Origin of the sequence: Vibrio sp. 10N.222.55.C7, from assembly GCF_041473335.1 — a bacterium.
GTDB classification, from domain to species: domain Bacteria; phylum Pseudomonadota; class Gammaproteobacteria; order Enterobacterales; family Vibrionaceae; genus Vibrio; species Vibrio crassostreae_C.
Genome location: NZ_JBFRSC010000062.1, coordinates 35,821 through 49,864, shown reverse-complemented (window position 1 = coordinate 49,864; position 14,044 = coordinate 35,821). Strand labels below are relative to the sequence as shown.

The following is a 14,044-nucleotide window of genomic DNA, read 5'->3' as shown; positions in this document are numbered from 1 at the left end:
TGAGCAAGTGGTAACCAAGGTGCGAAATGGGGTACGTCGTTGTTGATTTCTACATTTTCAATTCTAGTGAGTTTGAAGATGTTTCTTAACTTTTGAGTTGAAATGGACATAATTTAAGCCTGCGGTGAGGCTTAGGAGGGCAACTAAGGAGTGCCGAGATGCGAGTTCGGAAAAGAAAAGAAGTCCCCACTAAGCGGTAGGGATAACAACCAAGGTAACACACTCACCAGACTTTTGTTGGTTATTATTAATACGCTTTCTCAGTCTATCACTTTCAGGCTTCACCCATACTAACGTGACTGATTAGAGATCTAAGACTCATTGTTCAACGTCGCCGTATCAACCTCTCAGCTTTAAGGTTTCAAGATACTTTTTCTAATATCAGTTAAGTGAATTAGAGTTTTGAGTTTAACGCGTTTTTGTCCAGAGGCTTCATAGACCTGAATTTTGACTCGTGGCACTTTCTAACTCGAAAGTGCCCCATTGTGTGTTCACTTCGATGAGTGAACTACATCGGCAATCTATTTTTACAATACATAAACTAATGGTTAGGAAAAGGCCCAACACCTTTTCTTTCTTCACTCTAGGTAGTCAGCATATTTAGATAGTATGGACAATAGGATAGAGTCAGACCATACTCCAGTCAAAAAGCTCATCGAAGCGATTCAAGATCTTTAAAGGTTACGGAGACTGAATAAGAGTCAATTTGATTGTTGGTTACTCTGTGACCGGGGGGAGGTGAGAGTGCACGAGGGGTCAGCGTTTTTGAATGAACTCTTCAATACCTTTACAGTTGAAGTATAAAATGAGGCGGCCAAATAGCCGTCCCAGACACACCATCTGACTTGTTTATCCACTCATTCCTTTAAGCCAAAAATTAATTCAATTTCATCATCAAGTCTTCTGCCCGTTGGTATAAAACCAAGCTTTTGATAAATAGAGAGCGCATTGCCTTTTTCTTTATCCATCGTGGTCAGGGAGACGCCTTTTAAACCGGTAATGGAAGCGTATTTCTTACTGAAGTTAATCGCTTGACTCCCCAATCCTTTTCCTTGGAAACGATGGTCAATCATGACGCGCCATACATATAAATGCTCCTTTTGAAAGTGTTCATCGTGTGTGTCCAGTATTCTAGGGTCAATCAGAGAGATTAGCCCCGCAGGTTTATTGTTTAAGTAAATACCATAGTTGATACTATCGTCGTTAAAACTGGCTTCTGCAAGCCACTCTGCGTTGTTAGCAATGAGTTGTTTTTGAGACTCTTCCACTGAGAGATCAATAATGTCATTGATAATGGTATTGTTTATTTTTAAAAAGCTAATTTTATTCATGCTTATTTACCTTGGGTAGGTGTTTCATTAAAAGTAACTGGCCAATGTAAGGATCTTGATAAGCTAATCTTGAGTTATCAAAATGGTAATGTCGCTTTTGCTCCTGTCTTTTAACATAGACTCTTCAAGTATCTTATAGATCTCTTTATCTGGCGCATATTAGAACGCGCCAATTTTTTTAATTAAGGTATATGTATATCTTAATTAAAAACGATGATGGAAGTTATTGTTTCCTATTTTGTCTGCCCCCATGACAGAAATATTAGTTCCAAGCGTTGCCCACGATGATTCAAAAAGAGGGTACGTATAGTATTTTTACAATAGTGCCGTCACAAAACCCAAAACAAACTCCCTGATAGAATGCTGACGAGTGTGATTAAAGATAACTTTAATGTGTTCTCAGCCAGCTACATTTTGTATATCACTTATCAGCTAAAATGGTGGCCAATATCTTATCGCCTTTGCATTCAACACTGACGTTCATTCCATTGACGAGTGCTCTCTCATTAGGCGCACTTGTTCTCATATCGAGTCCACTTGTTTAAATTTGGACAACTAGTTCGGTAAGCGTTAAAGAAAGAGTGCTGGTTACCCTGAAGTTTTAGTGTAGGCCAAATCTTGATGTTATCGAAGATGGCCAATCGCAATGCAAAAATAGACACAGCCCTGGAATATTGAAGCTAATGTTATCGAAAGCTTTTCTGCACTATTTTTTTAGTTTGCGTAATTGGTGTAGCCAAACTTAACACCAATGATACGAACCGCCATATAAGTTTTAACTCATACCATTTGACGTATTATTACGGAATCTTTTGTCTATGACAGTATGACTTTGTAAGTAAAATCATTACATAATGAAAGCGTATTTATTAAGTTGCCAGTTCAAACCTTGATGTATTGTTTTCATAAAGTTCAACGTTAATGTCGGTTTTATCTAATAGTCATAAGATGTTGCTCCTAATGAATTGATAGCAGCGTAGCTTCTTACGTCTAAAGCGGGACTGTATTGGATAAACCTGTGATAAAAATACAACGATTCACAAAAATGCTGTGCTTGGCCGACATATCACTCAGATTGACATCACTCATGGAAGTTGATTAAACGACTTTATATACTTGTAGTAATTCATTGTTTACTAAATTAGTAAAATCACTGACACGCTTTTGTCCAGAGGCGTGTTATGCCGCCATGCTTTGGGATGCCATGCTTTGGGACAAAAGCGCCTTAGATTTATTGCCTTAAACGTTGGTGACTCAAAATTACACCTTAGTGACAAGAATTGGACAATGTTACTTGATATAACCCATTAAACACTCACCTGCTTTATATTCTGAATAATGTGTGGACATTTGTTGTTTTTCTTCTTTTCCTTGAACAATTGGGTATTCAAATACGTCTCCAATAATAATTTTACCACTGATGTACGCATCAACACTTTTTGTGGTTCCCTTTAGGGTTTCTTCCATCGTGTTGTATTCCATTCCCATTTGTCGAAAAGTCATGAAATACTGTGCTGTTTTACCTACTTCACGACAGTTGTTTGTGATTGAGTTTCCTTCGTTTATCGTATCCTGAGAAAAAGACGGATGACTAAAGGTTATCAAGAATATAACCACGCCCGTATTAGATTTTTTTCATATAGCCAATACCTTATTGATGATTGCTCATTATGCCGGATGATGAAAGAGCCGCTGGTGAGCATGGTATCGCAGCACTACGTTTGGAGACAAAAGCGAGTTATGGACCTTACTAATTCCAATGTTCTCAAATTTAGCTAGATTAACCGTCAATATATTAGCTGAAGATTTACTTGTAATCGCTTTTATTGTCAATTGCATGAATGTGTGATGCGATTCTATTAATATGTCACTCTATTAATCCTTTTAATACCTACACCTTGAGTGTGGGATTTTTATTCCCATATCTATAGTGCTTCGGTTTTAATGACACCATATGTTGTACTTTGGTCTTTCTAAATACCTTGGCTTGAACTGCTTGTTGTACACCCTCGTAATAATTCAAGCAGCTTTCCCAGAACGTTTATTGTACTAGAGAGGTAAGTGAAAATGACTAGATGCACAGCACCATCAAGAGGGCACCGTTCAGCAAGTGCCGCAGCCAACTGTCCAGCATGTCGTGGGCGCTATAGCCGTTACTCGGGAGGCGGTTACAGTTCATATTCATCGCCATCTTATTCATCCCCTCAAGTTAGTGGCAACAGCGGAACAAATAGCAATAGAAAACCACGCTGGTCTAAGTCAAATTCACCTGTTTTATATACGTCCGCTCAAATTCAATCTCTCACACCAATCAGAGAAACAGTGGAGATTCGTGCAGCGCAGCAGCCTGATCTTCGTGATGTTTTCTTATGTCACGCTTGGGGCGATCGCAAAGAAGCAGCTAAAGAGCTGCATGATTTATTAGAGGCAGCAGGTGTCAAAGTCTGGTTTAGTGAGAAGGATCTTGGTCTGGGTGTCCCAATGATGAGAGCCATCGATAAGGGATTAGCAAACTCTCGAATTGGTCTTGTATTGGTAACTCCTGCAATGTTAGATCGATTACCTAAAGAGAGTGTAGCTGATAAAGAACTCTCAACTTTATTAGCAGGTAACCAGTTGATTCCTATCGTGCACAATACATCTTATGATGCTTTAAGAAATGTTAGTCCAATGCTTGCTTCTAGAACTGGTCTGGATACTTCAGAGGACTCTATGATAGTTGTAGCAGAAAAAATCGCCGAGTTGGTACAGGTTTAGGGCGATGATTAAACGCTAAACTTATTAAGTTCCTATACTTAACAGTCATTAAAAAAGCTTGGCGACATCAGTAGCCAAGCTTTTTAAACAACATACTTTAGTGTCAATGACCGCAATGTTATCGAATGGGTCTCCCCCTCAAATTTGAAAGCTCTTTTTCAAAAGTTGATTCTTTGGACTTTAGAACATGATCAACTTGTGAGTAGTACCGAGTCAGAGCGTCAATTACTACTCTATCCGGCGAAGATACTTCATATTGTTTGGTAGCATGCTCAAGAATGCGTTTGCTAAGTGCTTTGTTACTAGGGCGTGTTGATCTTTGCTGTACATTTCGCGTTCAACAATACATCGGTAGCCACATTAACATGAATGCCAGCGATAACATGCTGGCATAATTCCTTTCTAGCTTGTCATATCTACTTGAAATAGATCGATAATGCTTAATTCTCCCAAAGGCATTTTCGACCAAGTGACGATACTTGTATAGACACCAATCCATACTGTCTTTGTCTATATCTTGTCCGTAATTGCGTTTAGCAATTACCGTTTCTCCGCCACGTTCCTTAACAAAAGTACGGAAAGGTTCGCTGTCATATCCTTTATCACAAACGATGGTATTAACTTCATCGAGTTGCTCAACTAAGCTTTCGGCATGCACTATATCGTGCCGTTGTCCCTCTGATAAATCAAAGCAAATCGGCAGGCCACCACTATCTACGGCTAAGTGAATTTTGGTTGAGTTGCCCCCGCGACTTTTTCCTATTTGCTCTGAACTTTCAGTAGCTGCACCTGTACTATGCTGATGTGCTCTAACTATAGAGCCATCAAGAAATATCCATTCAAAATCAGCCATGTTAGATAAGCTTTTGAAAAGATTATCTAAAATCCCTTTCTTTGACCAAAGATTAAATCGTCTGTAAACGGTACTCCACTCTCCGAACTCAGAGGGTAGATCTCGCCAAGGAATACCTGTTCTCATTCGATAAAGTATTCCTTCAAATGTCATTCGATGTTCAGTTTTATCGTAAATACGACCTGTACTTTTCATAACTTGGAGTAGCAGTTTCCAGCGAATATCAGTTAGCATTGTTCTTGGCATGGTATTGGTTATGGTTTTACTTTTGGCGAAGCAAATTATAACTCTTTACCATGCTGTTCAAAAAACACTCACGAAAGATCAACACGCCCTAGATAAGCTCAACCTTTCTGTCGACGAAATTGCCTTCTATCGTGCTTTGGTCGACAACGAATCCTCGGTTAGAGAGCTTGGTGATGACAACTTACGTAAGCTTGCTATTGAACTGACTCAACAACTGCGTAAGTCAGCTACGGTTGATTGGCAAAAGAGGGATAGTGTTCGTGCTCGTATGCGCAATCTTGTACGTCGATTACTGCGTAGATGGAAATACCCGCCTGATGCCGCTGAAGAAGCAATTAAGCTTGTGCTGGAGCAGGCTGAAGTGTTGGCTGATGGTTGGTATAAGTAAATGAGAAAGGCAAGGTTAATACCTTGCCTTTTGTACAATTAAATTCGCTATTTTTTTATCTGAATATTACTTTGCTTGAGGATGCGTTTAGGCGTTGTGCCTTTGGGTAAGCAAGGCACAGTGAATGCTTCGTTGATATTCCCTGCTGATGGTAGTGGCAGTTTATTTCCTTCAGCATCTTTTTTAAATTGAGCGACTCGCTTCACACTTACTTTATTGCCAGTTACGGGGATATTTAAATGAAGATTCCAGCCCTTAAAGATCGCGGATAACTTACACAATAGAGCATAAGATGTAGATTCACGTACCAGAGACTGTAGATAGTTACGAACTTGATACTCAATATCTTCTTCTGAGTTTAACCCTAAACCAGAGATCACTCTTGTTAAGTAAACCTCAGGGGTGACGGGTAAGCCGTCAAACACCATCTCTTTTAAGTGTTGTGTTATCAAATAATGCGCAAATGCGTATATCGGTTCTGAAATTTGGCTTTCTAGCCTGTGACGCTTAACAATGGTTGACGCAAAATCCACTGAGAGCGCTAGCTCTTCGTGTTCTTCAACGTAGCTGAGAATTTCAGCAGGCTGAAAAGAGGTGCCTTGGGTTCCTCTAAAATTGTACTTGTTCTTCGTCATATCAAAGGCTTTTGCCAACATCGCTACGCGAGACAAGGTTGGGGCGCTGACTTTTACCCCTGACATTTCTAAGACTTGCGCTCTAGAACGCATATTGCCAACATCGATATGAGCAAAAGATAAATCATCGGTTACGCCGTATGTGACGGTTGATATGAATCCCACACCTGCTTCTAGGCATGCCTGCAAGCGGTGATGTCCGTTGAGAATCTCTCCATCATACGAGATGATAATGGGTTCTCCAGTCAGACACCATTTTCCAGCTTTCATTGCTTCGGTATACTTGTTTACCTTGGTTTTGCTAAGTTTCCTATTCTTATTTTTCTTGTTCACGGCACCGCGTTGCGAAAACTGCAACATATCCCGTGCCAATTGAGGTGAAATGAAAATTTCTATGTGTTTGAGGCTGGTCTTAACGGACTTGATCCCAGCGTAGTACCTAGATTTGGATTTAAAAATATCATAGATACTTTGAGAGCTAAGGACTTCACTCGACGTTTCGACAATCACCTTGGAGCTAGCAAGGTAGCTAGAACTTTCTTTATTTTCGTATTTCTTTACCAAACTACTACTTACTGAGTTTGCTAAAGAATTATCTCCAATTTCATCTAATTGAGTGCGTTCATTGTCATCGTTCATCTGTATTACCAAATAAGTCTGTATTAGCGGTGGCAGTTATGGAATGGTTGATTTTTGCGTCGCCATTATTGATCAGACATAAAGTCTGATCAATTTGTTTGTTTTCGTTAGACTGCTTTGAAGAGTGCTTAAAGGACACGAGGTTGAAGTTGTCTGAGTTAAATTTAACGGGCTGCTTGATTGCTAGTTCAGATAAAACAATAAAAAGTTTAGTAACTTACATACCAGCTATTGAGCTTGAAAATTATTTTTTTGTTAATCGAATTCCATCTAAGCTGGAGGTCTTTTTCGATGCGGCTAAAAATAAAACTAATCTTAAAAGGGTTAATGACATTCAGGCTGATTTGGAAAAAGAGTTATCTCAAGGGGTGATCGGTGCACCAATCTCACTCACGATAGTGCTGGATGGAAAACCGACTCTCTCTTTGGCTGGCGGTACTGCAAAGGTTACATATGATCGCTCTTCCAGCTTTGTTGTGGGGGAGGTTTTGATTCTGACTGCTGTCTTAAAATCTCTTGGCATCAGAACGCCTCTTTTTTCGTCTAGATTAAGTGTTTCAGAAATAAAGAAGAAAAGCGTATTTCGACAAATGTTAGCCGTTCAAAGTGTTGTATTGACTGTTATTTTTGATGATGAAATCGGCATCGATGAAGAGCAAGTTAAAGAGTTATTCTTTAAATTTAATCGGCAACATTCTGGGTTGCACCTCAGTCAATTCTCGCAGGTCAACAACGCCTTTCCTCTGAAGTCTTATGTGTTGAGGCTTGCTGATTATTTAAATTTGGAAGGTTTTGGAGGAGTATCCGACAAGTCCAAACATGTAAAAATGTCTGAGAGTTACCTAACAACAGAGTACATCTTGTTTAAGTTTTTAGTGGGAGCGATTGCTGGTGCGCATGTTCAAGAGATTTGTAAGATGTCAGATGATGTGACAACTCACTCTGGTAAGAAAGTCTCAGAGTGTCTTGCTAAAGGCCACCTTGATTATATAAAAGCATTCTTGAGTTCGTGGCTTACTCCCCTAGAGCAAGGAGGCAAGGCTGAACGTGCTGGTTTTCGTTTATCTGCGCAAATATGGCAAGCACTGGCTTTAGTCATATATCGATTAATTTCTGATGGTGCGAGTGTTCAAGATGTTAGTCATGCAGGCTTAGTTTTAGGTCGCCTTGATTACAGTAAGAAGGCTACGCATTGGAATGACTGCGAAGTGATGGCACTAGATTCAAATGGCCGCTTGTATAAAAACGCAGCCAATTCAACTCGTGAGTTCAGAAACGGGTTGGCGGACTATTTTTATAGCGTTTTTAGTAGGTGAGTTTTTATTTTTCTCGATTCATAATATACAATATTAATTGTGCATAGTTGGTAATTCACAGTGAAAATAGAGGCTAAAATTGGCATTGAACCCTTTTGAAACATCGTAGTGTGCGAATAATTTTGGGGTTTAAAGTTGTTAGGCCTGAACTTCAACATGGTTCAAGTGTATGTCTTCCTAGCTATCATAGCGCAAATCACGGGTAAGAAAGCTGGCGTGGCTTACCATAAGCTAGTAAATGCTCATATTTACGAAGATCAACTTGCACCTATGCGTGATATCCAGTTAAAGCGTGAGCCGTTAGCTGGCCCAACATTCCATATCAATCCTCAGATTAAGTCTCTAGAAGATTTGGAAACATGGGTAACGATGGATGACTTCTGGGTTGAAGGTTACGAATGCCACGAAGCGATTAAGTACCCATTCTCGGTTTAATCTCACTCGCTTTGTTTGATTGAAAGGCTGCCTCTGTGCAGCCTTTTTTGTATCTAAGTTACAGTGACGAGTAATCGAGATTCGAAGAGCAGAGAAATCATATGCTGTGTGATGCTTTATGTTACTCGTATACTCTCAACGCGCATTGGCTCTTTCTCTTCGATACTCGCTTACACGAATCCCGTATCTGCTCTTAAAAAGAAAAAGCCCGCAACCTAGGAGGTAGCGGGCTTTGCTATAAGCGATGTTTATTTTGCTATTAAGCGGTAAGAGCTAACACGCTACCAGGCAGTACAAGGAATACCGCAACAAGGTAACCAGCCACTACAGCTTTGTTCTTCACAGCCATGTCTGAAATCATGTCTGCCGCTTTAACTGGAAGTTCACGTAGGAACGGGATACCGAAGATGAATACCGTTGACATGATGTTGAACACCAAGTGTACTAGAGCAATTTGTAGTGCGAATACTGCGAACTCACCAGACACTGCTGTAGCTGCAAGTAGAGCCGTAATACATGTACCGATGTTTGCACCCAGAGTGAATGGGTAAACGTCACGTACTTTAAGAACACCTGAACCTACTAGTGGAACCATCAAGCTTGTTGTCGTAGAAGAAGACTGAACAAGGATAGTCACGATAGAGCCAGAAGCGATACCGTGGATTGGACCACGACCGATTGCGTTCTTTAGAATCTCACGAGCACGACCAACCATTAGGCTCTTCATCAGCTTACCCATTACAGTAATAGCTACGAAGATAGTTGCGATACCTAGAGCGATAAGCATGATGCCGCCAACAGTGTCGCCAAACGTTGATAGTGGTTCTTTAATCGCACTTACAACAGGCTTAGTGATTGGCTTGATGAAGTTAAGACCACCCATGCTCATATCACCTGTTGCTAGCATCGGTGATACTAACCAGTGAGAAATTTTCTCTAGAATTCCAAACGCCATCTCTAGTGGTAGGAAGATAGCAACGGCTAATAGGTTAAAGAAGTCGTGGATTGTCGCACTTGCGAATGCACGTTTGAACTCTTCTTTACAACGAACGTGACCAAGGCTAACTAGCGTATTGGTTACCGTAGTACCAATGTTAGCACCCATGATCATAGGAATTGCTAGCTCAACAGGTAAACCACCTGCCACAAGGCCAACGATAATTGAAGTAACTGTACTTGATGATTGAATAAGCGCTGTTGCTACTAAACCAATCATTAAGCCTGCAACTGGGTGTGAAGCAAATTCGAAAAGAACCTTTGCTTGCTCGCCTGTTGCCCATTTGAAGCCTGTACCAACCATTGAAACTGAAAGTAATAGTAGGTAAAGCATGAATGCCAAGTTAGCCCAGCGTAGCCAACGAGTAGTGCTCGAGATAGGCGCTGCTGCAGTAGTAGCTTGGTTCATAATGTTTTCTCCATTGGACCGTTTAAGTCTGTGTTTGGTCTGTTTGTTTAATCTGAGCGTGATGTTAGAGGGGAAATATTTCAGTAATATTACATTTTGGTTTAGGTGCGACTTTTTTGTGATGATTTACTCTTTAAATATTCCAATTGCTAATGTGGTTGTTTTAAGTTGTTGTTTTAAATTGTTTTTTAATGGAAATTCTATAGGTGATATAGATCTTAAAAGTTAGAAAAAAATTGAAAATAATCGATGAAATATTACATTATGAAATCAGACACTTCGAAAAAATAAGTGGTAAATCTATGTTTGGTTAGGTTTTTTCGAGTTTGTTGAGTGGCGGTGTCATATTTGATATAAAAGGGTATCTACTCTTTTATTACGGCACATCTATGTCGCATCTCAACTACAACCATCTGTATTACTTCTGGATGGTTTGCAAGCAAGGCTCTGTTACTAAAGCTGCAGAAGCCCTATTCCTAACACCACAAACGGTAACGGGGCAGATAAAAGCCTTAGAAGAACGCATGGATGGCAAGTTGACCAAGCGTAATGGCCGAAGTGTTGAGCCTACAGAGCTTGGGCAACTGGTCTTTAAATATGCCGATCGTATGTTTGGCCTGAGTTACGAGATGCTGGACATCGTGAATTACAGCCAGCACTCCAATATTCTGTTTGATGTTGGCGTCGCGGATGCGCTCTCTAAAAGACTCGTCAGTAAGATACTGATGTCGACCATCCCTCCAGATAACAGCATTCACTTGCGCTGTTTTGAATCGACCCATGAAATGCTACTTGAGCAACTCTCTCAACATAAGCTCGATATGATTTTGTCTGACTGTCCGGTGGACTCTAGTCAAAGCCCGGGCCTGTTCAGTAAAAAGCTGGGTGAGAGTGGAATGAGCTTTTTTAGTTCAGGTCAGGTTGAAGGGGTTAATTTCCCTGCTGTATTGGAGCAAAGAAAGCTTTTGATCCCTGGCAGCCGAACCTCAATGGGTCGTAAAGTGCTGCAATGGTTTGATAGACAAGGGCTTAAGCCAGATATTTTAGGTGAGTTTGATGATGCCGCATTGATGAAGGCTTTTGCTCGTTACCATCATGACGTAATATTTTTAGCACCGACGATTTATATGTCTGAAGTGGAAGACGACACATCACTGCAACTATTAGGCGGTATTGAAGAGTTAAAAGAGGAGTACTACGTCATATTTGCTGAGAGGATGATCCAACATCCAGCAGTAAAAAACGTATGTGACGCAGATTTTAGCAAATTGTTCGAGTGAGATAGTTTGTTAATGAATTGATATCGATTATCATAACTCCGCAATATGCCGGAAATACTGATAGCCTGTAGTTGGCGTAAAGGTTGTAGGGAGCCAAACTATGAACTTAAAAGAGATGGAGAAGAACTCAGCACAAGCTGTGATTCTACTCAAAGCCATGGCTAACGAGCGTCGCTTACAGATTTTGTGCCTATTACATGGCACTGAACTGTCGGTTGGGGAGTTGTGTGGCAAGTTGGAACTGAGTCAGTCTGCTTTATCTCAACATCTTGCTTGGTTGAGAAGAGATGGTTTGGTCGAAACTCGCAAAGAAGCTCAAACTGTGTATTACACATTGAGTAGTGAAGAAGTAAAAGCGATGATTAACCTACTGCATGGTATTTACTGCAAGTAGCTTATTGCTGGTGGGAGGGGGATTTCTTATCAGCGATAGAATGACACAAGGAAGTGTTAGCATTTCACATTGAACGTTAGTGTTTACCTATCTATCTACGTACCAATTTGCTTCTCTATTTATTTTTCTGATTGTTTGTTTTATCTATCTGCTTAAATTGTTTATCGGTCAGAAAAACGGCTGTTAGCACGTAAAATAAAAGCGTTACTCAAAATTTAGATATAAAAAAACCGGCCTAGGCCGGTTTTTTTCGTTTTGCGTTGTAATCAAATTTCTATTAAAGAGCTTTGATTGCAGCAGCGAAACGAGACTTATGACGTGCAGCTTTATTCTTATGAATAAGGCCTTTAGTCGCCATACGGTCAAGAAGTGGTGTAACTTCTACAAGAGCAGCAGTTGCAGCTTCTTTATCACCAGCTGCGATAGCTGCGATAGTCTTTTTCATGTAAGTGCGCATCATAGAACGACGGCTAGCATTGTGCTGGCGACGTTTCTCAGCTTGGATAGCGCGCTTCTTAGCAGATTTACTGTTTGCCAAGGGTCTAACTCCCAAAAACTTAGTTCGGTGACAATTTAAGGGCGAGGACTATCCCTCATTAGCGCTTAATTGTCAAATGATTTGTGCAAAAACCAATCGTAGCCAAACAAACTTTGGTATGGAAAGGTCATCGCGGTTAAGATGGCGGGGATTCTAACAGCATTTTTAGACCAATGCTAATAAATATGCTTCTTAGGACAGGATAGTATTTATCCTCGCTTGAAAGTAATCAACCAGTGTCAGAGGTTTCTGTGAGTAAACGACTATTAAAGTCAGGCCTGATTGTCAGCGCAATGACTTTTGTTTCCCGTGTATTGGGGCTAGTACGTGATGTAGTAGTAGCAAATTTGATGGGGGCAGGAGCGAGTGCCGACGTATTTTTCTTCGCTAATAAAATTCCTAATTTCTTACGTCGACTTTTTGCAGAAGGTGCGTTTTCTCAAGCGTTTGTTCCTGTATTAACGGAATATCACGCCGCAGGTGATAAAGATAAGACACGAGATTTAATTGCTAAGGTGTCGGGGACGCTCGGGGTTTTAGTTTCTATTGTCACCGTCATCGGGGTATTGGGCTCTGGCGTGATCACCGCGATGTTTGGTGCGGGTTGGTTTATCGACTGGCTAAATGATGGCCCATCAGCACCCAAATTTGAGCTAGCGAGCTTTATGCTCAAGATTACCTTTCCTTATTTATGGTTTATCACCTTCGTCGCTTTATCTGGTGCCATTCTTAATACATTAGGTAAATTTGCGGTCTCTTCTTTTACTCCTGTGTTCTTGAACGTGATGATCATAGGCGCTGCATGGTTTATCTCACCTAATTTAGAACAACCAGAAATTGGTTTGGCTATTGGTGTGTTTCTTGGTGGCTTAGTCCAATTCCTTTTCCAAATGCCTTTCTTGATCAAAGCGGGTGTGTTGGTTAAGCCGAAGTGGGGATGGAGAGACCCGGGTGTGGTTAAGATCCGCACATTAATGATCCCTGCTCTGTTCGGTGTATCGGTCAGCCAAATCAACTTATTGTTTGATACCTTTATTGCCAGCTTCCTCGCAACAGGCTCTATCAGTTGGTTGTACTACTCAGACCGACTGCTTGAATTTCCTCTGGGTTTATTCGGTATCGCGATTGCGACTGTGATTCTTCCTGCTTTGTCTCGTAAACACGTAGATGCTCAAGGGGAAGGGTTCGCGCATACCATGGATTGGGGCGTGCGCATGGTGTTGCTGCTTGGTATTCCTGCGATGTTAGGTCTTATCGTTTTAGCTAAACCCATGTTGATGGTGCTATTTATGCGTGGTGAGTTCTCTCCACACGATGTACAGCAAGCATCAATGTCTTTAGTAGCGTACGCCTCTGGCTTGCTTAACTTCATGCTGATTAAAGTGTTAGCTCCGGGTTATTACTCTCGTCAAGACACTAAAACCCCAGTGAAGTACGGCATTATCGCGATGGTCACGAACATGGTATTTAACGCTATCTTTGCTTATTTCTATGGCTATATAGGTTTGGCAATTGCAACCGCTCTGTCAGCCTTTGTAAATATGGCCTTGTTATATCGCGGTTTACACCTTGCTGGTGTCTATAAGCTGACAAAGACCACTTTGCTGTTCTGCGCGAAGTTAATTGTCTCTGGCGGCGTGATGGTCGCGGCAATTCTGTGGCAGTTAGAGAATATGCAACAATGGCTTGAATGGAGCTTTAGTCAGAGAGCGCTGATGCTAACAGGCTTGATTGGACTTGGTGGCTTTGTTTATATTGTTTCGGTACTGGTTTTAGGTATCCGAGTAAAACATTTAAAAGCAGCGACAGATTAATACTGATTAGTAT

The 14,044-nt window shown here is 40.8% G+C and carries 11 protein-coding genes and 2 pseudogenes; 7 read left to right on the top strand and 6 right to left on the bottom strand.

The genetic code is table 11. The annotated features are described in order from the left end of the window. Window positions 1-857: 857 nt before the first annotated feature. The gene (locus AB4482_RS20740) at window positions 858-1,331 is read right to left on the bottom strand and encodes a GNAT family N-acetyltransferase (protein WP_004734802.1); all 474 of its coding nucleotides are present in this window, start codon (window positions 1,329-1,331) and stop codon (window positions 858-860) included. 1,290 nt (window positions 1,332-2,621) lie between these two features. After that, window positions 2,622-2,798, bottom strand: coding sequence for a hypothetical protein (locus AB4482_RS20735; RefSeq protein WP_233435521.1), 177 nt, complete (start codon window positions 2,796-2,798; stop codon window positions 2,622-2,624). A gap of 855 nt (window positions 2,799-3,653) precedes the next feature. On the opposite strand from AB4482_RS20735, the gene AB4482_RS20730 reads away from it, so the two are divergent. Further along, on the top strand, window positions 3,654-4,088 hold the full coding sequence (locus tag AB4482_RS20730) for a toll/interleukin-1 receptor domain-containing protein (RefSeq protein WP_233435520.1): 435 nt from the start codon (window positions 3,654-3,656) through the stop codon (window positions 4,086-4,088). Between the two features lie 337 nt (window positions 4,089-4,425). On the opposite strand, the gene AB4482_RS20725 is transcribed toward AB4482_RS20730, so the two are convergent. Then, a complete protein-coding gene (locus tag AB4482_RS20725; protein ID WP_108161985.1) occupies window positions 4,426-5,187 on the bottom strand; it encodes an IS5 family transposase in 762 nt (253 codons plus the stop codon). A gap of 85 nt (window positions 5,188-5,272) precedes the next feature. Here AB4482_RS20725 and AB4482_RS20720 point away from each other — a divergent pair. Continuing rightward, a pseudogene (locus tag AB4482_RS20720) lies at window positions 5,273-5,575 on the top strand (type I restriction enzyme endonuclease domain-containing protein); the annotation flags it as partial. Window positions 5,576-5,622: 47 nt separating this feature from the next. Here the strand turns inward: AB4482_RS20720 and AB4482_RS20715 are convergent. After that, window positions 5,623-6,849 carry a chromosome partitioning protein ParB gene (locus AB4482_RS20715; protein WP_102305302.1) on the bottom strand — a complete coding sequence of 409 codons (1,227 nt, stop codon included), beginning with the start codon at window positions 6,847-6,849 and terminating at the stop codon, window positions 5,623-5,625. A gap of 143 nt (window positions 6,850-6,992) precedes the next feature. Between AB4482_RS20715 and AB4482_RS20710 the strand changes: the two genes are divergently transcribed. Next, window positions 6,993-8,165: a hypothetical protein gene (locus AB4482_RS20710; RefSeq protein ID WP_372181564.1), complete on the top strand. Its 1,173-nt coding sequence runs from the start codon at window positions 6,993-6,995 to the stop codon at window positions 8,163-8,165. 138 nt (window positions 8,166-8,303) lie between these two features. Continuing rightward, a pseudogene (locus tag AB4482_RS20705) lies at window positions 8,304-8,600 on the top strand (thymidylate synthase); the annotation flags it as partial. Between the two features lie 259 nt (window positions 8,601-8,859). Here AB4482_RS20705 and AB4482_RS20700 read toward each other — a convergent pair. Further along, window positions 8,860-10,005: a Na/Pi symporter gene (locus AB4482_RS20700; RefSeq protein ID WP_017059340.1), complete on the bottom strand. Its 1,146-nt coding sequence runs from the start codon at window positions 10,003-10,005 to the stop codon at window positions 8,860-8,862. 389 nt (window positions 10,006-10,394) lie between these two features. On the opposite strand from AB4482_RS20700, the gene nhaR reads away from it, so the two are divergent. Both nhaR and AB4482_RS20690 read left to right on the top strand, forming a co-directional pair. Beyond that, the gene (gene nhaR / locus AB4482_RS20695) at window positions 10,395-11,285 is read left to right on the top strand and encodes a transcriptional activator NhaR (RefSeq protein ID WP_017059341.1); all 891 of its coding nucleotides are present in this window, start codon (window positions 10,395-10,397) and stop codon (window positions 11,283-11,285) included. A 100-nt stretch (window positions 11,286-11,385) separates the two neighbouring features. After that, window positions 11,386-11,679 (top strand): metalloregulator ArsR/SmtB family transcription factor, encoded by a 294-nt coding sequence (locus tag AB4482_RS20690; RefSeq protein ID WP_004735028.1) that lies wholly within the window; start codon window positions 11,386-11,388, stop codon window positions 11,677-11,679. A 277-nt stretch (window positions 11,680-11,956) separates the two neighbouring features. Here AB4482_RS20690 and rpsT read toward each other — a convergent pair whose 3' ends face one another. Further along, the gene (rpsT, locus tag AB4482_RS20685; protein ID WP_004739529.1) at window positions 11,957-12,217 is read right to left on the bottom strand and encodes a 30S ribosomal protein S20; all 261 of its coding nucleotides are present in this window, start codon (window positions 12,215-12,217) and stop codon (window positions 11,957-11,959) included. 251 nt (window positions 12,218-12,468) lie between these two features. On the opposite strand from rpsT, the gene murJ reads away from it, so the two are divergent. Then, window positions 12,469-14,031: a murein biosynthesis integral membrane protein MurJ gene (murJ, locus tag AB4482_RS20680; RefSeq protein WP_372181563.1), complete on the top strand. Its 1,563-nt coding sequence runs from the start codon at window positions 12,469-12,471 to the stop codon at window positions 14,029-14,031. Window positions 14,032-14,044 lie beyond the last annotated feature (13 nt).